A 22,107-nucleotide genomic window follows, 5' to 3' on the forward strand; every position below is an offset into this window, starting at 1 on the left:
GCGGCCGCGAAGAGCGGCGGACCGGTTCTCCCGGCCCGCCACGCTTTCAGATCAGCGGTTGGCGCAGACCCATTCGGTCGTCCTGTCGCCGGGCAGGGACCCCTCGCCATAGCCATATTCGGCGACGGCGTTCAGCATCTCCTCGGAGCCGAGATACTCCGCCTGGGCCGCGTTGAACTTGTCGACGAAGTCCTGGTCGTCCTTGCGGAAGCCGATGCCGGCCCAGTTGAAGCCGTCTTCCGGCATGGCTTCCGGATCGGTGACCTCGACGGCGCCGTCGGAGCTGTCAGCCAGCTGCTTGACGGTGAAGTAGGTGCCGGCGCCGGCATCGGCGCGGCCGGCGCGCACGGCGGCGAGGATCTCGGTCGGCCCGGGCACCTGCATGATGTTGCTTTCCTCCACGCCGGCGGCCTTGGCGGCCTCGATGTTGGAATAGCCGGCGCCCGTGACCATGACGGCGTCGTTCGCCACCAGGCTTTCGTAGTCGCCGATCTTCTTCGGATTGCCCGGCGCGACAATGAAAGCGTCACCGATCCTGGCCATCGGCTCGGAGAAGGCGATGTTCTCGCAGCGGCTGGCCAGGATGTTCATGCCGCCGGTGACGATGTCGAAGCGGCCGGCGTTGAGGCCCGGGATCAACCCGCCCCACTCGGTCTGCACGGGCTCGATGTTGGTGTAGCCCATCTTTTCCAGCACGCCGAGCGCATGTGCGTTGACGAAGCCTTTCGGGCCGCCGTCCTCGCCGGGATAGGCGAAGGGAATTTCGTTCGCGAAGCCGATGCGGATCGGCTCGCCGGCCTCGATCCGATCCATCAGCGGGCCGGCATTGGCGAGGGACGCTCCCATGGTCAGGGCGGCGATGCCGGTGAGCATGGTTCTCAGGAGGGCGCGTGTCATGGCAGTTATTCCTTTTTCTGGAATGGAAAGATAACTGGGTGTCAGGCGGCGTTGTGCACAACATCATATCATAGGCATGATCTGTCAACGGTGAATGCATTCGGACCGTAAGGAAGCCTCTTCCAAACCGCCCCTCGAATGGAGTAGATGTACACAATGAAGCAATTGCCACCGACGCAGGCGACTGCGCGGTCGGGGAGGACGCATGCCTGCAAGTCAGTTGCCCTTCAGCGCGGGCGAATATGAACGCCGCCTGACGAAAGTCCGCGCCGCCATGGCCGCGCGCGAGATCGACGTTCTCTTCATCGAGGATCCCTCCAACATGGCCTGGCTGACCGGCTATGACGGCTGGTCCTTCTACGTGCACCAGGGCGTGGTCGTCTTTCACGACCAGGACCCGATCTGGTGGGGCCGCGGCCAGGACGCCAACGGGGCCGTCCGCACCGTCTGGATGGCCGACGAGCGGGTGAGGAGCTATTCCGACCACTACATCCAGTCGCCGAAGCTCCACCCGATGGAGACGCTGGCAGCGCTGCTGCGCGAGCACGGCTACGGCCGCCGGCGAATCGGTCTGGAACTCGAGAACTACTATTTCTCGGCCAAGGCCTATCTCGTGCTGCGGGACGAATTGCCGGATGCGACGCTGGTGGACGCCACCGCGCTGGTGAACTGGCAGCGCACGGTGAAGTCGGACGAGGAGATCGTCTTCATGCGCCGCGCCGCGCGCATCTCGGAAAAGATCGTCGACGGCATCATGCAGCGCGTCGAGCCGGGGCTGAAGAAGAACGACCTCGTGGCGGAGATCTACGGCGATGCCATCCGTGGCGTCGACGACGACTGGGGCGAGTACCCGGCGATCGTGCCCTTGCTGCCGAGCGGTTCGGATGCGGCGGCGCCGCACCTGACCTGGGACGGCCGCCGCTTCGAGGAAGGCACGGCGACATTCTTCGAGATCGCCGGCTGCTATCGCCGCTACCACGTGCCCTTTTGCCGGACCGTCTTTCTCGGTACGCCGCCTGCCTACATGCTGGAGGCGGAAAGGGCGCTGGCGGAAGGCCTGGAGGCGGGCCTGGAAGCCGCCCGCCCCGGCAACCGCGCGGGCGACGTGGCCGATGCGCTCTACCGCTCGCTGGAGAAGGCCGGCATCGAACGCGAGGGTCGCTGCGGCTATCCGATCGGCATCTCCTATCCGCCGGACTGGGGTGAACGCACCATTTCGTTCCGGACCGAAGACGACACCATCCTGGAAGCGGGCATGACGTTCCATTTCATGCCGGGGCTGTGGATGAGCGACTGGGGACTGGAGATCACCGAGAGCATCCTCATCCGGGAGAACGGCGCCGCCGAATGCCTGTGCAACCGCCCCCGCAAGCTGTTCGTGAAGAACTGAGCCGCCATGGACCTCCTGGCGCGCACGCGCGACATCCTGGGCGAGCTGATCGCCTTTCCGACGGTCTCTTCCGACAGCAACCTGGAACTCATCACCTATGCCGCCGACCTGCTGTCGAGCGCCGGCGCGACCCTGTCCTTCACGCGCGACGAGAGCGGCACCAAGGCCAATCTCTTCGCCACGCTGGGGCCGGCCGGCGATGGCGGCATCGTGCTGTCGGGGCACACCGACGTGGTTCCGGTGGCCGGCCAGGACTGGGCGAGCGACCCCTTCGTCATGACCGAGCGGGATGGTTTGCTCTACGGTCGCGGCGCCTGCGACATGAAGGGCTTCATCGCCTGCGTGCTGGCCATGGCGCCCCATTACGGTTCGCTCGACCTCAGGCGGCCGCTGCATGTCGCCCTGACCCATGACGAGGAAGTCGGCTGCATGGGCGCGCGGACGCTGGTGGCGGAGATCGAGCGCACGGGGCTGCGGCCCGCCGTCGCGATCATCGGCGAGCCGACCTCGATGCGCGTCATCGAAGGCCACAAGGGCTGCCACGAATACACCACCGAGTTCACGGGCCTGGAGGGCCACGGTTCGCGGCCGGAACTCGGGGTGAATGCCGTCGAATTTGCCGCGCGCTACCTCGGCAGGTTGCTCGATCTCCGCGAAGCCCTCGTCGGGCGTGCACCGGCGGGAAGCCGGTTCACGCCGCCCTGGACGACGCTTCAGGTCGGGCGCATCGCGGGGGGCGTCGCGCACAACGTCATCGCCGGCCAGTGCTCCGTCGACTGGGAGATGCGGCCGGTGCAGCGCGGCGACGCCGATTTCGTCAAGGATGCGATCGGGGCCTATGTCGAGCGCGAGCTGAAGCCGGCCATGCGCGCCGTCTCGCCGAACGCCGACATCGTCACGCACACCGTGGGCGAAATCGCCGGCCTCGCCGTCGTGGACGATTCCGAAGCGCGCGACATCGTCTTCGCGCTGACCGGCCAGAACGAGGCGGACGTGGTGGCCTTCGGCACGGAGGCCGGCCTGTTCCAGGCGCTCGGGATGTCGGTCGTGGTCTGCGGACCGGGCTCCATCGACCAGGCGCACAAGCCCGACGAATATGTCGCGCTTGACCAATTGTCGGCTTGCCTGAAGATGCTCGAGGGGCTGGGCGGCACGCTGGCGGGATGATGGAAACGATACGGAGTCTGGGGGAAAGCGGCGCGGACCTGCGAGCGCCCGCGGTCGAGGAGGGCGCGCGGCGCCGATTCGACCGCATCTACGATACGCTGCGCATGCGCATCTGCCTGCTCGAGTACCAGCCTCTGGAGCGTCTGCGCGAGGAGGATCTCGCCGCCGAATTCAAGGTGTCGCGCACGCCGATCCGCCGCGTCCTGGTCAAGCTCGAGGCCGAGGGCCTTCTGCGCTCCGTCCACGGCGTCGGCACCTTCGTGACCGACATCGACATCCGCGGGCTCGAACAGGTCTACCAGCTGCGCGTCGAGCTTGCCGAACTCATCGGCAGGCTTGCGCCGGTGAAGCCGGACGCGACGAGGCTTCAGGCGTTCCGCGACGCTCTCGCCCGATGCGAGGTGCTGGTCGTGACGCCGGAACCGCGCGATTTCTCGCGGCTCAACATCGACTTCTTCCATCTGCTCAACGGTCTGACCGAGAACGGACCGCTGCGCGAGATCTCCGAGCGCCTCTATTTCCAGACCACGCGGATCTGGCTGAAGACCGTCTCGACGCTGAACCGCTTCAGCCTCGTGCTTCACGAGGAGATCAGGACGTTCCACCGCGAGGTATCCGATATCGTGGCGGCCGTCGAAATCGGCGACCTGCAGTCCGTCGGCCATATAAGGCGCGCCCACATCGCCATGAGCTTCGCGCGGCTCCGCGCCTACTCGGCGGGACGGGGCACGGGCGAAGACGTCCCGTCGTGACGCGATTCAGCCCGCGCGCGCTTCGAGCCATCGCCAGAGATAGGGTCCGTGCGGGGCTTCGACATGCAGCCGCGCGCGACGGTCGGCCCGGCGGTAGAGGATCGCCTGGACGCCAGCGAAGAGAATTGCGGCAGACGGGCTGGATGCGTCGAGATCGGCGGCGGTGCCTTCGCGAATGACATCGGCCATTGCAGGCCCCTCCATGTCCACCACGAACCACGCATCGCCGGCCGTGCTCGCAGCCCAGCTGCCGTTCCAGCCCAGGGGAACGTCGAACGGCCCGGAGCCGACGAGCAGCACGCGGTCGCGGGCGATCCGCAGCGCGACGGGGTCGCCTTCCGCCACGGCCCACAGGCCGATCTCTGTCGCGCCCGGCGCGTGAGCGACGAGTGCGGCGCCGAAATCGCCGCTGACCAGAACCTGCGACAGTCCGACGACCGGCCGGGCTCGCCAGCCCTCGCGCTGGATGCCGGCAAACTCCCAGTCGGGGAAGGCGGGCCATTTGATCGCGGAATCATGCACGGGAGACGAACCGCTAGCCATTGATCCGTGCTCCTTCCGGGTCGAAGGCGCAGACCGGCGCGATCGTCGCCCGGCGGGTCGTGCCGAGATGGACGAAATCGAGCGTCTCGCCCAGGCGCGACAGGCCACGCTCGATCAGCGCCAGCGCCACCGGTCGACCAAGGACGGGGCTCTGGTAGCTCGAGGTGACGAAGCCGATGGAGCGGCGCGCGCCGCCGCGCGTCTCCACCGCATGCGCGCCGGTCGGCAATGGCGGTTCGCCCTCCGCCACCGTCAGGCCAACGCCCTGCTGCCGGTCGTCGCGCAGCGCGTTTTCGGTGAAGAGCGAGCGCTTGCCGACGAACTCGCCGGCGCGCTTGTCGCGCGGGCCGGCGATGCCGAGATCATGCGGCATGGTCGTGCCGTCGGTGTCCTTGCCGGCGATGATGTAGCCCTTCTCGGCGCGCAGCAGAAGCAGCGCCTCCGAGCCGAGCAGGACGGCATCGAGCGTGCGCCCGGCTTCCATCATGGCGAGGTGGAGCGCCTTTGCCGTTCCGGTAGGCACGGCGATCTCGTAGGACCGGTCGCCGGTGAACGACACCCGCGACACGCGGGCGGGTCCGCCGGCAAAGCTGCCGTCGGCGAAGCTCATATGCGGCAGCGCGTCGTCCGAGAGATCGACACCGAGCCCGAGCATGGCGACGAGATCGCGCGAGCGCGGCCCGGTTGCCGTCAGCGTCGCCCATTGCGGCGTCGAATTGTGGACGAAGACCTGGCTGCGGTCGAAGCGGTCCTGGCGCCATTCCTCCAGCCTGAGCACGACACCGCCGACATGGCCGGAGGAACAGGAGACGACGTAGTGGTCGTCGGAGAGTTTCGACACCACGCCGTCGTCATAGATCACGCCGCTTTCCGTCAGCATGAAGCCGTAGCGGATGCGTCCGGGCTTCAGCGTCGAGAGCGTCTGGTAGGAATTGTAGTCGACGACCGCGCCGGCCTGCGGGCCGATCACCTCGATCTTGCCGAGCGGCGAACCGTCGAGAATGCCGACCGTCGCGCGGGCCTGCCGCGCCTCGCGTGCGATTTCCGTGGCCGGCTGTCCGGTGCCGTACCAGCCCGGCCGCAGCCAGCCGCCATATTCGCGAAAGACCGCTCCGTCGGCGCGATGCTGGTTTTCCAGCGCGAGACGCTTGACCGGATTGAAGAATTCGCCGCGCCGTCGCCCGGCGACGACGGTGAACGGCACCGGCACGAAGGGCGGCCGATAGGTAGTCGTGCCGGTCTCCGCGATCGTGCGGCCGGTGATGGCGGCCATCGCCGCCAGCCCGTTCATGTTCGACGTCTTGCCCTGGTCGGTCGCCATGCCGAGCGTCGTGTAGCGCTTCAGGTGCTCGACGGAGCGGAAGTTCTCGCGCGCCGCCAGCGCCACGTCCTTGACGGCGACGTCGTTCTGGAAGTCGATCCATTGCCGCGCCTTGCCGCGCGGCGCGGGCCAGGCTGCGGCGACGGCGCAGGTGTCGTCCGGCGTCGTCGCGCGCGGCGGCTCGCCCGCCCCGCCGCCGGCCGCATGGCCCTGCGCCAGCACCTGCGAAACCGCGAAAGCGCCGTTGGCTGCCCCCGCCACCGCCATCCCGGCGACGGGATCGCCGGGGATGAATCCGGCGATCGCCTCGTCGAAGCGCAGCCTGCCCTTCGCCTGGCAGAACAGGTGCACCGTCGGCGTGAAGCCGCCGGAGGTCAAAACGCAGTCGGCCTCGATCGGGCGGCCGGAGACCGTGACGGACGAGACGCCACGGGCGCCCGAGACGCCGTCGATGGTGGCCTGGTGAATCACCTCCACGCCATCGCGCAGCGCGAGCGTCCCGCGCGGCCGCGTGTCGGCGACCGTCACCTGCGCGCCCGCCTCGTGCAGCGCGACCGCAACGGCATAGGCCTTGTCGTTGTTGGTGGCGACGACGATCCGTTCGCCAGCGAGCACGCCGTGGCGGCGGAGATAGACGAGCGCGGCTTCCGCCGACATCACGCCCGGCCGGTCGTTGTCGGGGAAGACCAGCGGCCGCTCGATCGCGCCGGCCGCCACGACGATGCGCTTCGCCCGCACCTGCCATAGTGCGTCGGGCAGGCCCGTCCGGCGCTGCCAGACGGCGACGAGCCCGTGATCGTAGAGGCCGAAGGCGGTGGCGCGGGAGAGTACCGTGTGACCGGCCGCGCGAAGCTCCGTGACCACGGCTTCGGCCCAGACGCCGCCCGGCATGCCGTCGATCACCGCCGGCCGATGGCCGAGCGACCCGCCTGGCGCGTCCTGGTCGTCAACCAGCATCACGCGCCCGCCCGCCCGGGCCGCGGAGCGAGCGGCGGCGAGCCCCGCCGCTCCGGCGCCGACCACCAGCACGTCGCAGCGAAGGTTGATCGAGGGGCTGTCGGCCGGAGGTTGATGCGCGGGGTCGAGCCGCCCGAGCCCCGCCATGGCGCGGATGCGCGGCTCGAACAGGTGCCAGTCGGGCCACAGGAAGGTCTTGTAGTAGAAGCCGGCCGGGATGAAGGCGGCGAAGCGGTCGAGGAAGCCGGCGCGGTCGGCCTCAGCGGTCGGCGCCGCGTTCACAGATCGCACCGCCATGCCGTCGGCGAGCGGCTCCGTCGTGGCGCGGACGTTGGGCGTGGTCTTCCCCGCCAGCGTCACGTCGACGACGGCGTTCGGCTCCTCGGCGCCGGAACCGACGATGCCGCGCGGGCGGTGATACTTGAAGCTGCGGCCGACGACGCGCACGCCGTTGGCGAGCAGCGCGGAGGCGATCGTGTCGCCTTGGATGCCGGAGAAGGACTTGCCGTCGAAGGTGAAGGGGATGGGGCGCGCTCCGCCCGCGGAGATTCGGCGCGCGGTCATTGGTTCGCCTCGCACGACGGCGCTCTACGGCGCCCCCCTCTGTCCTGCCGGACATCTCCCCCACGAGGGGGGAGATCGGCCGTCGCCGCGGCCTTGGCCAATCGCCGACCTTGTATGGGATGCGCCGGCGCCTGAGCTGCCGATCTCCCCCCTGGTGGGGGAGATGGCCGGCAGGCCAGAGGGGGGCGTGACGGAGTGCGGCGTATCATCGGGGATCACCCCCCAGCGCCTGAGAGCCCGCCACCGCATGGCTCACCGTGTCCCGCTCCATCAGGAAGAACTCGCCGCAGGTGACGTGCAGCCACACCTCGCGCGTCGGACCCTTCGGATTGTCCTTGAGATACAGGTATTTCGTCCAGCGCTCGGCACTGACTTCCGCCGCTGGCTCGGGCCGCGTCTTGCCGGCCTCGGTGGCGAACTGGAACTCGGTCTCGTCGCGGGGGCCGCAGAAGGGGCAGGGAAAGAGCTGCATCGTCAGGGCCTCAATGCGCGATACCGGAGCCGGCCGCCTCGTCCACCAGCCGGCCGGTGACGAAGCGGTCGAGGTCGAAGGGTCGGCTGACGGCGTGGTGGCTTCCCGTCGCCATGAGGTGGGCGAGCAGCCAGCCGCCGGCCGGAATGGACTTGAAGCCGCCGGTGCCCCAGCCGCAGTTGAGGTAGAGCCCGGGCAGTGGCGACGGGCCGATGAGCGGCGAGGAATCGGGCACCACGTCGACGTTGCCGGCCCATTGCCGCAGCATCTTCAGCTGGCCGAAGGACGGGAACATTTCCAGCATGCCCGACAGCACGGTGCGCTGCATCGGCGGGTTGCCGCGCTGCGCATAGGAGGGCACGCGGTCGAGCCCGCCCCCGACCACGATCTCGCCCTTGTCCGACTGGAACAGGTAGGTGCCGGTGCCCATGTAGAGCACCACCGTGTCGAGGCATGGCTTGACCGGCTCCGACACCATCGCCTGCAGCGAATAGGACTGGATCGGCAGCTGGAAGCCGGCCTTCGCGGCAAGCACGCTCGAATGCCCCGCCACCGCGAGCCCGACCGACCGCGCCCGGATCGTGCCGCGCGTCGTCTCGACGCCGGTGCAGCGACCGTTCTCGACGAGGAAATCCGTCACCTCGCAATCCTGTATAATGTCGACGCCGAGGCCGTCGGCGGCCCGCGCATAGCCCCAGGCCACGGCATCGTGCCTGGCGACGCCGGCGCGCCCCTGCCAGACGGCGCCGAAGACCGGATAGCGCGCGCGCGGATCGCGGTTGAGCAGCGGCGCCTTGTCGAGGGCCTGCGCCGGCGTCAGCAGTTCGGCATCGGTGCCGTTGATCTGCATGGCGTTGACGATGCGCGCCGCGATCTCCATCTCGCCCTCGGAATGGGCGACGGTGAGCACGCCGCGCTGCGAGAACATGATGTTGTAGTTCAGCTCCCGCCCAAGCCCCTCGTAGAGCTTCAGCGCGAAATCGTAGAGCGCCACGCTCTCCGGATAGAAGTAGTTGGACCGGATGGTGGTGGTGTTGCGGCCGGTGTTGCCGCCGCCGAGCCATGCCTTCTCGATCACCGCGACGTTGCGGATGCCGTGGTTCTTCGCGAGATAGTAGGCCGTCGCCAGCCCGTGACCGCCGCCGCCGATGATGACGGCGTCATAGGATGGTTTCGGCGCGGGCGAACGCCAGGCCGGCTGCCAGCCGGCATGGCCGCGCAGACCTTCCTTCGCCAGCGTCCAGGCCGAGTAGCGGCGCGTCAATCGACATCTCCGATCGTGTTCGGCATCCTGTCTACACGCATGGGTGCCGCCCTCAAAGCCGGGCCTGCGACACGAACATTAGCCGGAGCGTCGGGCCGATGGCACAACGGGGTGCTTTTCTGTAAACGGAACGGACGGAGGCGTCGGCGGTGGGAGAGGCCGGCCGGCTGCGACAGGGAGAGAGGGAAGCCATGCAAGCCACCCAGAACGCCGCGCGCACGCTGCGCCTGGCCGACGAGGACAACATCGTCGTCGCCGCGGCCCGGATCGAACCCGGCGCGGAGATCGCACCCGGACTTGCCTTGCGGGAGCGCATCCCCTTCGGCCACAAGATCGCCGCCCGTCCGATCGCCCTCGGCGAGCCGGTCGTGAAATTCGGCCAGATCATCGGCTTCGCATCGAAACCGATCGCCCCCGGCGACTGGGTGCACGAGCACAATGTCGAGATGCACAATTTCGCCCGCGACTATCGCTTCGCCGAGGCGGCGCGGCCGCAGAACGTGCTGCCGGTCGAAGAGCAGGCGACGTTTCAGGGTTTCCGCCGCGCCAACGGCAGGGCGGGCACCCGCAACTATGTCGGCATCCTCACCTCGGTGAACTGCTCCGCCTCGGTCGCCCGCTTCATGGCGGAGGCGGCGACGCGGTCGGGCATGCTGGAGGAATTCGGCAATGTCGACGGCGTCGTCTCCTTCACCCATGGCACGGGGTGCGGCATGGCAGGCTCCGGCGAGGGCTTCGAGCTCCTGAAGCGCACGCAGTGGGGCTATTCGGCCAACCCCAACCTCGGCGGCGTGCTGCTGGTCGGGCTCGGCTGCGAGGTCTTCCAGATCGGCCGCATGAAGCAGCTCTACGGCATCGAGGAAAGCGAGACCTTCCGCACCATGACCATCCAGGACTCGGGTGGCACGAAGAAGACCATCGAGCAGGGGCTGGAGCGCATCCGCGAGATGCTGGTGGTGGCCAACAGGGCCGACCGCGAGACGATCCCGGCCTCCGAACTGACGCTCGCCCTGCAATGCGGCGGCTCGGACGGCTATTCCGGCATCACGGCCAACCCGGCGCTCGGCGTCGCCGCCGACATCCTGGTCCGCAACGGCGGGACGGCGATCCTGTCGGAAACGCCCGAGATCTACGGCGCAGAGCATCTGCTCACCCGCCGGGCGAAGAACCGGGAGGTCGGCGAGAAGCTGGTCGAGCGCATCAGATGGTGGGAGGACTATACCGCCCGCAACGGTGGCGAGATGAACAACAATCCCTCGCCCGGCAACAAGGCGGGCGGGCTGACCACCATCCTGGAGAAGTCGCTGGGTGCGGCCGCGAAGGGCGGATCCACATCGCTGAACGCGGTCTACGAGTACGCCGAGCCCGTGACCGAAAAGGGATTCGTGTTCATGGACACGCCGGGCTACGACCCGGTTTCGGTGACCGGCCAGGTTGCCGGCGGGGCCAACATCGTCTGTTTCACCACGGGTCGCGGCTCCGCCTATGGCTGCAAGCCCGCACCCTCCATCAAGCTCGCGACCAACACGCCGATGTACGACCGCATGCGCGAGGACATGGACATCAACTGCGGCGACATCCTCGATGGCGTCTCCGTGCGGGTAAAGGGCGAGGAAATCTTCCGCGAGATCCTCGACGTCGCGTCCGGCAAGCGGACGAAATCGGAGGAGCTCGGCTACGGCGACTCGGAATTCGTGCCCTGGCAGATCGGCGCGGTGATGTGAAGGCGCGCCGGCTGTCTCAGCCGCGTCCCTTCGCATCCGCCAGCATCATCTGCGCGCCCTTGTCGGCGATCATGATGGTGGGGGAGTTGGTGTTGCCGGACGTAATGGTGGGCATGGCAGAGGCGTCGATGACGCGCAGGCTGCCGACGCCGCGCACCCGCAGGCGCTCGTCGAGCACGGCCATGCGGTCGCCGTCGGCACCCATCCGCGCCGTGCCGACCGGATGGAAGATCGTCGTGCCGAGGTCGCCGGCCGAGACCAGCATCTCCTCGTCGGACTGGATGTGGGCGCCCGGCTTGTATTCTTCCGGCCTGAAGGGTTCCAGCGCCTTCTGCGACACGATCCGGCGCGCCCATTTGAGCGAGTCGACCGCCACCTGCCGGTCTTCCTCGGTGGAGAGGTAGTTCGGCCGGATCGCCGGCGCGTCGGCGGCCTTCGGGCCGGAGACGTGGATCGAGCCACGCGAGGAGGGACGCAGGTTGCAGACGCTCGCCGTGAAGGCGGCGAAGGGGTGCAGGCCCGAGCCCCAGCTGTCGAGCGACAGCGGCTGGAAGTGGAACTCGAGATTGGCGGTCTCGTAGCGCGGCGCCGACTTGACGAAGGCGCCGACCTGCGAGGGCGCCATGGTCAGCGGCCCGCGGCGGCGCAGCGCATAGTCCACCCCCATCATCGCCCGGCGGAAGAGGTTGGCGTACATGTCGTTCAGCGTCGTGATGCCGGTGACCTTGTAGATCGGCCGGATCTGCAGGTGATCCTGCAGGTTCTCGCCGACGCCCGGCGAATGCACCAGCGTCTCGATGCCATGTGCTGAAAGCTGCACGCCATCGCCGATGCCGGAACGCTCCAGGATGCCGGGCGAAGCCACGGCGCCGGCCGACAGCACGATCTCGCCGCGCGCGGTGGCCCGCATCGGCCGGCCGTCCTTGTGATAGACGACGGCCGTCGCCCGGCCGTCGACGATCTCGACCCGGTCGACCAGCGCGCCGGTTTCGACCGTCAGGTTGGGGCGCGACAGGGCCGGACGGAGGAAGCCGCGCGCTGCCGACCAGCGGCGGCCCATCTTCTGGTTGACCTGGAAATAGGAGGAGCCGGTGTTGTCGCCTGCGTTGAAATCGTCGATCTTGGCGATGCCGGCCTGTTCGGCGGCGTCGCGGATTCGGTCGAGCACGTCCCAGCGCAGGCGGGGATACTCGACCCGCCATTCGCCGCCCTTGCCGTGCAGGGCGTTTGGCGGGTTGGCATGGTCCTCGTGGCGCATGAAGACGGGAAGCACGTCGTCCCAGCCCCAGCCGGTCAGGCCCATCTGGCGCCAGCCGTCATAGTCGCGCGCCTGGCCGCGCATGTAGATCATGGCGTTGATGGCCGAGGAACCGCCCAGGACCTTGCCGCGCGGATAGGGCAGCGAGCGGCCGTTGAGGCCGGGTTCGGGCTGGGTGGAAAACAGCCAGTCTGCGCGCGGATTGCCGATGGCGAAGAGATAGCCGACGGGGATATGGAACCAGATCCAGTTGTCCCGCTCGCCGCCTTCGAGCAGCAGCACCCGGTTTTTCGGATCCGCAGACAGCCGGTTCGCCAGGACGCAGCCGGCCGAACCGGCTCCCGCGATGATGTAGTCGAACTCGGCGGCGTTCGTCTCTCCCGGCATTTTCCCCTCCCGCGGAATGCAGCACGGGTTGTCCCGCGCGCGTGCGCGCCCTTCTTTAGCGAAGGCGACCGCCGCTTGCCCACCCTTTTCGGTGCAGAGCCGGATTGCGTCCGGTCCAGCCGACGTTTGGCCCTTGCGACGGTGGGGCCGGCATTCTAGCCTTCGTTCGAATCCAGGGGAAACGCGTGCTGAAGAACCATGGGAAGGGTGTCGTTCTCGATCGACGCCTCGACAACGACAGCGAGCCCATGACCTGGCTCGGCCTGTGCGAACTGCGGATCATGAACGATCGGCGCTGGCCGTGGCTGATCCTCGTTCCGCAGCGCCCGGACATGGAGGAACTCCACGACCTGACGCCGCTGGACCAGGCGATGCTCACCTTCGAAATCAATCTCGTCGGTGAGGCGCTGAAGCGGATCACCGGCTGCACCAAGATCAACACCGGCGCGCTCGGCAACGTCGTGCGCCAGCTCCATGTCCACGTCGTGGCGCGCAGCGAGGGCGACCCCAACTGGCCGGGGCCGGTCTGGGGCCACGGCGCCCGTGAACCCTGGCCGCGCGAGGAGCTCTTTCGTTTCGCCGAGCAGATCCGCGCCGCGCTCTGACGGGCTCATCCAGAAGGCATCTCCCATGCGTTTCCCCCTGTTCGACGCGCCCGAGCGCGAGCCGAGCCACTTCGTCGGCTTCGCCGGCAACCTGATCGACCGTTTGTCCGAGAACCGGAGCGACGACTGCGTCGAGACCGCGCTGGCGGACCCGGCGTGCCGCGTGATGCTGCTGCGCGGAGGCCGCATGCATCTGCGGCAGGATGGCCCGGGCTTCGAGGGCTACATGAGCGTCAGGCAGGCGCAGGCGCTGTCGGCAAAACTCGAACACGCCGTGCTGCTCGGCTGGGATGCGGCAGGCCCCGTGCTCGCCGCGCCGGCCGCGCTGGAACCGGAGGCGCTTCCAGCGGAGATGAAGGCGATCGACTACCGCTCGATCTACGCCCAGGGACTGCTCGGGGACGACACGCTGGGCGCGCTGGCGCAGGGGGCGGCGCTGCTCGGCTGGCATCAGACGCATCGCTTCTGCGGCCGCTGCGGCGGCGCCACGCAGATGCGCGCCGGCGGCTACAAGCGCAAGTGCGAGGCCTGCGGCGCCGAGCATTTTCCGCGCACCGATCCGGTCGCCATCATGCTCGCCGTCACGCAGGACCGCTGCCTGATGGGGCGAAGCCCGCATTTCGCGCCGGGCATGTATTCCTGCCTCGCCGGCTTCATCGAGCCTGGCGAGACGATCGAGGCGGCCGTGCGCCGCGAGACCTTCGAGGAAGCCGGCATCCAGGTCGGCCGCGTGGTCTACCACGCCAGCCAGCCCTGGCCGTTCCCCTATTCGCTGATGATCGGCTGCTTCGGCGAGGCCGTCTCGCACGAGATCGACGCCGACCGCACGGAACTGGAGGACTGCCGCTGGTTCACCCGCGAGGAGACGCGGGCGATCCTGTCGCGCAGCCATCCGGAAGGCATTACCGCGCCGCCGCCGATGGCGATCGCGCACCACCTCATCAAGGCGTGGGCGGAAGCGGAGGGCTGAGACCCGCCGCGCAGGCCGCTACTCGTCATCCTCGGACTGGGTCGAGCGGAAGGGATGCGCCTCGTAGACGCCGAGGATGCGGACCTCGCGGGAGAAGAACTGCAACTCCTCCAGCGCCAGCTGGACGTTGCGGTCGTCGGGGTGGCCCTCGATGTCGGCGTAGAACAGCGACGAGAAGAACTTGCCGCCGAGCTGGTAGCTCTCCAGCTTGGTCATGTTGACGCCGTTGGTGGCGAATCCGCCCATCGCCTTGTAGAGCGCGGCCGGCACGTTGCGGACGCGGAAGATGAAGGTCGTCATCATGCGCTGGCCGGTGCCGGTGCGCTCGGTCCAGCGCTTGGTCTTGGACAGGACGATGAAGCGGGTGACGTTGTTTTCGGAATCCTCGACGTTCTCCGCCACGATGTCGAGGCCGTAGAGCTGCGCGGCGAGCTGCGGCGCCAGCGCCGCGTTCGCGCGTTCGCCTTCCTGCGCGACGAGCCGTGCAGCACCCGCCGTGTCGCCGGCCACCACCGGCTTCCACTTGTGCCTGCGGATGACCTTCCGGCACTGGCCGAGCGCGTGGATGTGGCTGTAGACCGCCTTGATCTCCTCGATCTTCACCCCGGGCAGCACCATCAGCTGGAAATGGATCGGCAGGAAGTACTCGCCGACGATGTGCAGCTTCGAATCCGGCAGCAGGTGGTGGATGTCGGCGACGCGACCGGCGATCGTGTTCTCGATCGGGATCATCGCGAGATCCGCCTTGCCGGTCTCCACCGCGTTGAAGGCGTCCTCGAAGGTGGCGCAGGGCAGCGGCTCCATGTTTGGAAACATGTTGCGGCAGGCGGTGTCTGAGTTGGCGCCCGGCTCCCCCTGGAAGGAGATGCGGTTGGTCCTGGCAGTGTTCGGCATGCTCATCGTCCCTGCGCGAGCAGGCGGCGCGCCCGCTCGAGTTCATCCTGCGTGTCCACGCCGAGCGGCACCGTGTCGACGATCCGCACGTCAATGCGCATCCCGGCCTCCAGCGCCCGCAGCTGCTCCAGCTTCTCGCGCCGTTCGAGCGGCGAGGCCGGCAGCGACACGAACCGTTCGAGCGCTTCGCGGCGATAGGCGTAGAGCCCGACGTGATGGTAGAGCGGCCCCTCGCCCCATGGCGCCGTGGCGCGGGTGAAGTAGAGCGCGCGCAGCCTTCGGTCGCCGAGCGGCGAGCCGACGATCTTCACCACGTTGGGGTTGGTCTTCTCTTCCTCGCGGACGATCTCGACGCCGAGCGTGGCGATCTGGACCTCCCGTTCGGCGAGCGGCTCGAGTGCGGCGCCGATGATGGCGGGATCGATGGTCGGCAGGTCGCCCTGCACGTTGACGATGAACTCGACGTCCCCGGCCGGATCGAGCGCCGTCAGCGCCTCGTGGATGCGGTCGGAGCCCGAGGGGTGGTCGGTGCGGGTCATCACCGCCTCGAAACCGTGCGCGCGGACCGTCCGGTGCACCTCGTCGCTGTCGGTCGCCACGACCGTACGTCCGAGGCCTGCGGCCGCGGCCCGCTCGGCCACGTGCACGATCATCGGCCGGCCGTGGATGTCGGCCAGCGGCTTGCCCGGAAGGCGTGTCGCGGCCAGCCGCGCGGGGATGAGGATGAGGACGGACATGCTCGGTCTGGAAGGGCGATAGGTGTCAAAAGGTCTCACATGGAGCGGCCCTTATAGGAGTTGCATCGCCGGAGCAAAAGACCTAGTTTCCGCGCGAATTTGACCGGCTCCGCCCGGTCGGAAAAATGGCGCGTGGCCGGCGCCTGCCACCGCCTTCGGGAGCTTCTGGTCTATGGATTCCTTCGAACTCAACAAACTGCTCGGCGGCCTGCTCGGCGCTGTCTTCGTCGTGTTCTCGATCTCGCTCGCATCGGACGCGATCTTCTCGAGCCCTGCCCCCGAAACGCCCGGCTACGCCATCGCGGCGGCCGAGCCCGAAGAAGGCGCATCAGGCCCGGCCGAGCCCGAGATCGAGCCCATTGCCGTCCGGCTCGCGTCGGTCGACATCGCCAAGGGTGAAAGCCTGTTCGGACGCTGCTCGGCCTGCCACACGGTCGAGAGCGGCGGCGCCAACAAGGTTGGACCGAACCTCTGGGACATCGTCAACCGCCCGATCGCCGGCCATGAGGGCTTTGCCTATTCCGGCGCGATGAAGGAATTTTCCGGGGGCGGCACCGTGGTCTGGGACTACGACCACCTCGACCATTTCATCGCCTCGCCGAAGGGCCTCGTCCGCGGCACCGCGATGGGCTTCGCCGGCCTGAAGAACCCGCAGGACCGCGCCGACATCATCGCCTACCTGCATACGTTGTCGGACAATCCGGCACCGCTGCCGGAAGTCGAGGCGGAGGCCGCCGCTGCGCCAGAGGCGCCGGCTGCCGAAGAACCCGCCGCCGAAGCGCCTGCCGCCGAAGCTCCGGCCGCTGCGGAACCGGCTGCGCCCGAAGCGCCGGCTGCCGAAGAGCCCGCCGCCGAAGAACCTGCAGCCCCGAACGCGGCCCCTGCCGCCGGGGAGGCCACACCGGCTCCGACGGCGATGGAGACCGCTCCCGCCGCGCCCGCGACGGAAACGCCTGCCACTGAGACGCCTGCCACTGAGACTCCGGCCACGGAGATACCGGCGATCGAACCGGCCACGCCCGCCACCGACGGGCCCGTGATCGAGCAACCTGCCGAAAGCGCTGCGCCCGCTGCTCAGTAACCTGACGAAATCGTAATCGCATCACCATGAAAAAGCCGGGTTCCGCCCGGCTTTTTTTGTTAACGTCCAGGCTCACGGGACGGACGGGCTTTCCGTTCGCGCCTTGAAACCTAGCTTTGGACGAAGGATGCCACCCAACGTGAGAACCGGAATGCTGCAGACGAAACCTTTCGCCGCCGCCCTTCTTTCCGTTTTTCTGGCTGGTCAGCCCGCATACGCACAAGCGACCGACGGAGAATGGCGCACGACAGCCTCGTTGATCGGGGAGTCGAAATATGCGGACGGGTTTCAGCGCTACGCCCACGTCAATCCCGAGGCGCCCAAGGGCGGAACGCTGAACACCGTCACCTCCGGCGGTTTCGATTCCTTCAATCCCTTCATCGTGCGCGGTACGGCGGCCGCAGGCTTCACGCAGGCCGGCGGGCTGCTGTGGGACACGCTGATGGACCAGTCGATCGACGAGCCCAGCACCAGCCACCCGCTGGTCGCCGAGGCGTTCAGCTATCCCGACGACTATTCCTCTGCCACCTACCGGCTGAATCCTGATGCGCGGTGGCACGACGGAGAGCCGATCACGGCACAGGACGTGGTGTGGAGCTTCGGCAAGCTGAAGGAGATCAGCCCCTTCTTCAACCGCTACTTCGCCAACGTGACCGGCGCCGAGGCGATCGGAGAGCACGAGGTGCTGTTTACCTTCGACCAGACCGGCAACCGCGAGCTTCCGCTGATCCTCGGCGACATGCCGGTTCTGCCGCAGCACTGGTGGGAAGGGCAGGATGCGCAGGGCAACACCCGCGACATCACCCAGCCGACGCTCGAAAAGCCGCTCGGCTCCGGCGCCTATCGCATCGCCAGCTTCAAGCCGGGATCCGAAATCGTCTGGGAGCGCGTCGAGGATTACTGGGCAAAGGATCTGCCGGTGAATGTCGGGCGCAAGAACTTCGACCGCCGCCGCTACGTCTACATCCAGGACGAGAACGCCGAGTGGCAGGCCTTCATCAAGGGCGGTCTCGAGGATATGCGGCCGGAAAACAGTTCGCGTCGCTGGCACACGGAATACAACTTCCCGGCCATCGAAGCGGGCGACGTGGTTAAGGCCGAGTTCCCGACGGAGCACGGCGAAGCCATGCAGGCCTTCGTTCTCAACCTGCGGCGGCCGCAGTTCCAGAACAGGCGGGTGCGCGAGGCGCTGACCTGGGCTCTCGATTTCGAAAGCATGAACCGCAACCTGTTCTACAATTCAAACACCCGCACGGATTCCTATTTCGAGGGCGGTGAACTGGCCTCGTCCGGCCTGCCCGAGGGCCGTGAGCTCGAAATCCTGGAGGAATTCCGCGAAAAGCTGCCCAAGGAGGTCTTCGAGGAAGAGTTCAAGCTTCCCGTCTACGACTCGCCGCAGGCCGAGCGCCAGAACCTGCGCGAGGCCGTGCGTCTCTTCGCCGAGGCCGGCTGGACCATCAAGGGTGGCAAACTGGTGAACGGGGCGGGCGAGCAGTTCCGGATCGAGTTCCTCGGGCGCGGACCGACCGACGAGACCATCACCGGCTCCTATATTGCCAACCTGCGCAAGATCGGCATCGACGCGTCGCTGCGGATCATCGACCCGGCGCAGTATGTGAACCGCTACCGCGCGTTCGATTTCGATTCGCTCACCGGCCAGTTCGCGCAGTCGCTGTCGCCCGGCAACGAGCAGCGCGAATACTGGGGCTCGGAGGCGGCCGACCAGCCCGGATCGCGCAATCTGGTCGGCATCAAGGACCCGGTGGTCGACGCGCTGGTCGACAGGATCATCTTCGCCACCGACCGCGAGGAGCTGGTGTCGGCGACCCGGGCCCTCGACCGGGTTCTGCTGTGGAATTTCTACGTGGTGCCGCAGTGGCACCGGCCGGAAATCTGGCTCGCCTACTGGAACAAGTTCGGCATGCCGGACACCCAGCCGGCCTATGCGGGCGTCGACATCGATTCCTGGTGGGTCGATTCCGAGAAGGAAGCAGCCCTCGCCGCCAAGTATCGCAGCCAGAACTGACCGCGGAGCAAGACCATGATGGGCGCATCGTCTCGTCGTGATTTCCTGAAGGCGTCGGGCGCCAGTGCTCTGGCGCCGTTTCTTCCGGCCTTCGCGGGCGCGCTGGCCGGCGTGCCGCTGCTGGCGCGCGAGGCCTTCGCGCAAGTGGCGTCCGAAACGCCGCTGCATGGCATCTCGCCCTTCGGCGAGCTGAAATACGGACCCGATTTCGCGCATTTCGACTATGTCGACCCGGCGGCGCCCAAGGGCGGGCGCATCGTCACGCAATTGTCCCAGTGGTCGCTCAACCAGGCGCCGGACACGTTCGATACGCTCAATGCCTATGTGCTGCGCGGAACCGGCGCCGCCGGCATGGGACTGACGTTCGCCACGCTTCTGGCCGGGTCGGCCGACGAGATGGGCGCCTACTACGCCTATGCAGCCGAATCGATCACGCTCGGAGAAGACCGGTTGACCTGGCGCTTCCGGTTGCGCCCGGAGGCGGTCTTCCACGACGGCACGCCGATCACGGCCGACGACGTGGTGTTTTCGCTGGAGACGTTGCGCGACGAAGGGCACGAGAACCTGGCGAGCACGCTGCGGCAGATCGAGGTGATCGAGGCGCTTGACGACCGTACGGTTTCGGTACGCCTCAATCCGCTTGCCGGCATCTCGACCGTGTTCACCATTGCTGCCGGCTGCCCGATCATGTCGCGCGCCTGGTGGGCGGGGCGAACCTTCGATGCCACGTTGTCGGAAGGTCCGCTGGGCTCCGGCCCCTACAAGGTGGGGCGGTTCAATTTCGGCACCTACATCGAATTCGACAGGGTCGAGAACGACTGGGCGGCGGATCTGCCGGTCATGCTTGGCCGGTTCAATTTCGATCGCATCCGCTACGACTATTACCGTGATCGGAACGCCTCCTTTGAGGCTTTCAAGGCCGGGGTCATCCTGTTTCGCGAGGAGTTCACCTCCCGCAACTGGGCGAGCGACTACAACTTCCCGGCCATCCTCGATGGCCGGGTCAAGACCGACGAAGTGCCCGACGAGACGCCTTCGGCCGGACAGGCCTGGTTCTTCAACACGCGACGGCCGAAATTCGCCGACGCACGGGTTCGCAATGCCATCGCGCTGCTGTTCGACTTCGAGTGGACGAACAAGAACATCATGTTCAACTCTTTCGAGCGCTCGATGTCGTTCTACGAGATGACCGAGCACAAGGCACAGGGACGTCCGGACGAAGCCGAACTGGCGCTGCTCGAACCGTTCCGCGAGAGCCTGCCGGAGGCTGTCTTCGGGGAGCCTTTCGTGCCGCCGGTCAGCGACGGCTCGGGGCGCATTCGCGAACGCCAGCGCGAAGCGATCGCGATGCTCGAGACCGCGGGATGCACGCGGCAGGGCGGGAAGATCGTGCTGCCTTCGGGCGAACCCCTGACGATCGAATTCCTCAACAACAGCCAGACGTTCGAGCCGCACCACAACGCCTTCATCCGCAACCTCCGCCAGGTCGGCATCGAGGCGAGCTACCGGCTCGTGGATGCCTCGCAATACTCGTTGCGGACACGGCAGTTCGATTTCGACATGATCGTCGCCCGCCATTCCATGAGCCCCTACCCCAGCCGCGGAATCCGGCAATCCTTCGGGACCGAGACGGCGAACGCCCCCGGCTCGCTGAACTTGGCCGGCGTGGCCCACCCCGCCGTGGACGCGCTTCTCGACGAGATCATCGCCGCTAAGAGCTGGGAGGAGTTCAGGACCGCCAACCGGGCGCTGGACCGGATCCTGCGCGCCCAGCACTACTACGTGTTCCAGTGGTACAAGCCGACGCGGTGGCTCGCCTACTGGGACTATTACGACCGGCCGAAAGTGGCGCAGAGGTTCGGTGTCGGCGTCATCGATACCTGGTGGACGCGCCCCGACCGCATCGACGCGACCGGCATGACCGGCTAACGTAAGATTCGCATGACACCGCTCGGCCAGCCTCGACCCTCGCGCGACTCCAAATCCGGACAGACTTGATGGGCGCCTACATTCTCCGACGCCTCCTTCTCATGATCCCGACGCTGTTCGGTATCATGGCCATATCCTTCACCGTCATCCAGTTCGCGCCGGGCGGGCCGGTGGAGCAGGTCATTGCCCGCATTTCCGGGCAGGCGGGCGATGCGACCGACCGGATTTCGGGCGGTGGCGGTGATTCGGCGGGGCAGAACTTCGACGCCAGCGGCGAGATCACGTCGAAGTACCGGGGCGCGCAGGGGCTCGATCCGGAGTTCATCAAGCAGCTCGAGGTGCAGTTCGGCTTCGACAAGCCGCCGCTCGAGCGCTTCTTCGGCATGCTGTGGGACTATGCGCGTTTCGATTTCGGCGAGAGCTTCTTCCGCGACATCTCGGTGCTGGAACTGATCCTCGAGAAGATGCCGGTCTCGATCTCGCTCGGTCTCTGGCTGACGCTGATTTCCTACGCGATCTCGATTCCGCTCGGCATTCGCAAGGCGGTGAAGGACGGCTCCACCTTCGACGTCTGGACGAGCGGCGTCATCATCGTTGCCTACGCGATCCCGAGCTTCCTGTTCGCCATCCTGCTCCTGGTGCTGTTTGCCGGCGGCTCGTTCTGGGATTTCTTCCCGCTGCGCGGCCTGACCTCGGACAATTGGGACCAGCTGTCGCTGTGGGGCAAGATCGTCGACTACTTCTGGCACCTCGCCCTGCCGCTGACGGCCATGGTGCTGTCGGCCTTCGCAACCACGACGCTGCTCACCAAGAACTCGTTCCTGGAAGAGATCCGCAAGCAATACGTCATCACCGCGCGGGCCAAGGGCCTGTCGGAGCGGCAGGTGCTCTACCGGCACGTCTTCCGCAACGCCATGCTGATCATCATCGCGGGCTTCCCGGGTGCCTTCATCTCGGCCTTCTTCACCGGTTCGCTGCTGATCGAGAACATCTTCTCGCTCGACGGGCTGGGGCTGCTCGGCTTCCGCTCGGTGCTCGACCGCGACTATCCCGTCGTATTCGCGAACCTCTACATCTTCTCGCTGATCGGCCTGTTCGTGGCGCTGATTTCCGACCTGACCTACACCTGGATCGATCCTCGGATCGACTTCGAGCGCAGGGAGGTCTGA

The 22,107-nt window shown here is 67.4% G+C and carries 18 protein-coding genes; 10 read left to right on the top strand and 8 right to left on the bottom strand.

The features are described from left to right. Window positions 1–51: 51 nt before the first annotated feature. Window positions 52–897, bottom strand: coding sequence for an ectoine/hydroxyectoine ABC transporter substrate-binding protein EhuB (gene ehuB / locus N1F91_RS02560; protein WP_289990024.1), 846 nt, complete (start codon window positions 895–897; stop codon window positions 52–54). 205 nt (window positions 898–1,102) lie between these two features. Between ehuB and N1F91_RS02565 the strand changes: the two genes are divergently transcribed. From N1F91_RS02565 to N1F91_RS02575, 3 genes are read left to right on the top strand one after another with little or no spacing between them, the layout of a single operon-like run. Beyond that, on the top strand, window positions 1,103–2,287 hold the full coding sequence (locus N1F91_RS02565) for a M24 family metallopeptidase (protein WP_289990026.1): 1,185 nt from the start codon (window positions 1,103–1,105) through the stop codon (window positions 2,285–2,287). Between the two features lie 6 nt (window positions 2,288–2,293). Next, a complete protein-coding gene (argE, locus tag N1F91_RS02570) occupies window positions 2,294–3,454 on the top strand; it encodes an acetylornithine deacetylase (RefSeq protein ID WP_289990028.1) in 1,161 nt (386 codons plus the stop codon). Then, entirely contained in the window at window positions 3,451–4,206 is a 756-nt protein-coding gene (locus N1F91_RS02575; RefSeq protein ID WP_289990031.1) for a GntR family transcriptional regulator, read from the top strand. Before argE ends, N1F91_RS02575 begins: the two co-directional genes overlap by 4 nt. A 6-nt stretch (window positions 4,207–4,212) precedes the next feature. Here the strand turns inward: N1F91_RS02575 and N1F91_RS02580 are convergent, their stop codons facing one another. The 4 genes from N1F91_RS02580 to N1F91_RS02595 form a co-directional block, all read right to left on the bottom strand. After that, a complete protein-coding gene (locus N1F91_RS02580; RefSeq protein WP_289990033.1) occupies window positions 4,213–4,749 on the bottom strand; it encodes a hypothetical protein in 537 nt (178 codons plus the stop codon). Beyond that, entirely contained in the window at window positions 4,742–7,591 is a 2,850-nt protein-coding gene (locus tag N1F91_RS02585; protein ID WP_289990035.1) for a 2Fe-2S iron-sulfur cluster-binding protein, read from the bottom strand. The genes N1F91_RS02580 and N1F91_RS02585 overlap by 8 nt, the downstream gene beginning before the upstream one ends. A 205-nt stretch (window positions 7,592–7,796) precedes the next feature. After that, complete coding sequence (locus N1F91_RS02590; protein WP_289990036.1) at window positions 7,797–8,063, bottom strand: sarcosine oxidase subunit delta; 267 nt, start codon at window positions 8,061–8,063, stop codon at window positions 7,797–7,799. Window positions 8,064–8,073: 10 nt separating this feature from the next. Next, window positions 8,074–9,327: a sarcosine oxidase subunit beta family protein gene (locus N1F91_RS02595; protein ID WP_289990038.1), complete on the bottom strand. Its 1,254-nt coding sequence runs from the start codon at window positions 9,325–9,327 to the stop codon at window positions 8,074–8,076. Between the two features lie 191 nt (window positions 9,328–9,518). Here N1F91_RS02595 and N1F91_RS02600 point away from each other — a divergent pair, with 191 nt between their 5' ends. Further along, the gene (locus tag N1F91_RS02600; RefSeq protein WP_289990041.1) at window positions 9,519–11,051 is read left to right on the top strand and encodes an altronate dehydratase family protein; all 1,533 of its coding nucleotides are present in this window, start codon (window positions 9,519–9,521) and stop codon (window positions 11,049–11,051) included. Between the two features lie 16 nt (window positions 11,052–11,067). On the opposite strand, the gene N1F91_RS02605 is transcribed toward N1F91_RS02600, so the two are convergent. Beyond that, the gene (locus N1F91_RS02605; protein ID WP_289990042.1) at window positions 11,068–12,696 is read right to left on the bottom strand and encodes a GMC family oxidoreductase N-terminal domain-containing protein; all 1,629 of its coding nucleotides are present in this window, start codon (window positions 12,694–12,696) and stop codon (window positions 11,068–11,070) included. 185 nt (window positions 12,697–12,881) lie between these two features. Between N1F91_RS02605 and N1F91_RS02610 the strand changes: the two genes are divergently transcribed. Further along, on the top strand, window positions 12,882–13,301 hold the full coding sequence (locus tag N1F91_RS02610) for an HIT family protein (RefSeq protein WP_289990044.1): 420 nt from the start codon (window positions 12,882–12,884) through the stop codon (window positions 13,299–13,301). A 25-nt stretch (window positions 13,302–13,326) separates the two neighbouring features. Then, entirely contained in the window at window positions 13,327–14,271 is a 945-nt protein-coding gene (gene nudC / locus N1F91_RS02615) for an NAD(+) diphosphatase (protein WP_289990046.1), read from the top strand. An 18-nt stretch (window positions 14,272–14,289) separates the two neighbouring features. Here the strand turns inward: nudC and N1F91_RS02620 are convergent, their stop codons facing one another. Together N1F91_RS02620 and N1F91_RS02625 are read right to left on the bottom strand one after the other, a co-directional pair. Next, window positions 14,290–15,165 carry a prephenate dehydratase gene (locus N1F91_RS02620; RefSeq protein WP_289990048.1) on the bottom strand — a complete coding sequence of 292 codons (876 nt, stop codon included), beginning with the start codon at window positions 15,163–15,165 and terminating at the stop codon, window positions 14,290–14,292. Between the two features lie 2 nt (window positions 15,166–15,167). Continuing rightward, on the bottom strand, window positions 15,168–15,902 hold the full coding sequence (locus tag N1F91_RS02625) for a 3-deoxy-manno-octulosonate cytidylyltransferase (protein ID WP_289990050.1): 735 nt from the start codon (window positions 15,900–15,902) through the stop codon (window positions 15,168–15,170). A gap of 172 nt (window positions 15,903–16,074) precedes the next feature. Between N1F91_RS02625 and N1F91_RS02630 the strand changes: the two genes are divergently transcribed. From N1F91_RS02630 to N1F91_RS02645, 4 genes are all read left to right on the top strand, one after another. Then, complete coding sequence (locus N1F91_RS02630; RefSeq protein WP_289990052.1) at window positions 16,075–16,983, top strand: c-type cytochrome; 909 nt, start codon at window positions 16,075–16,077, stop codon at window positions 16,981–16,983. A 151-nt stretch (window positions 16,984–17,134) separates the two neighbouring features. Continuing rightward, window positions 17,135–19,009 carry an extracellular solute-binding protein gene (locus tag N1F91_RS02635; protein WP_289990055.1) on the top strand — a complete coding sequence of 625 codons (1,875 nt, stop codon included), beginning with the start codon at window positions 17,135–17,137 and terminating at the stop codon, window positions 19,007–19,009. Window positions 19,010–19,024: 15 nt separating this feature from the next. Then, window positions 19,025–20,938, top strand: coding sequence for an ABC transporter substrate-binding protein (locus N1F91_RS02640; protein WP_289990058.1), 1,914 nt, complete (start codon window positions 19,025–19,027; stop codon window positions 20,936–20,938). A 68-nt stretch (window positions 20,939–21,006) separates the two neighbouring features. Next, on the top strand, window positions 21,007–22,107 hold the full coding sequence (locus N1F91_RS02645) for a microcin C ABC transporter permease YejB (protein WP_289990060.1): 1,101 nt from the start codon (window positions 21,007–21,009) through the stop codon (window positions 22,105–22,107).

The sequence above is a fragment of the Aquibium sp. ELW1220 genome (genome assembly GCF_030398385.1).
Classification (GTDB): Bacteria; Pseudomonadota; Alphaproteobacteria; order Rhizobiales; family Rhizobiaceae; genus Aquibium.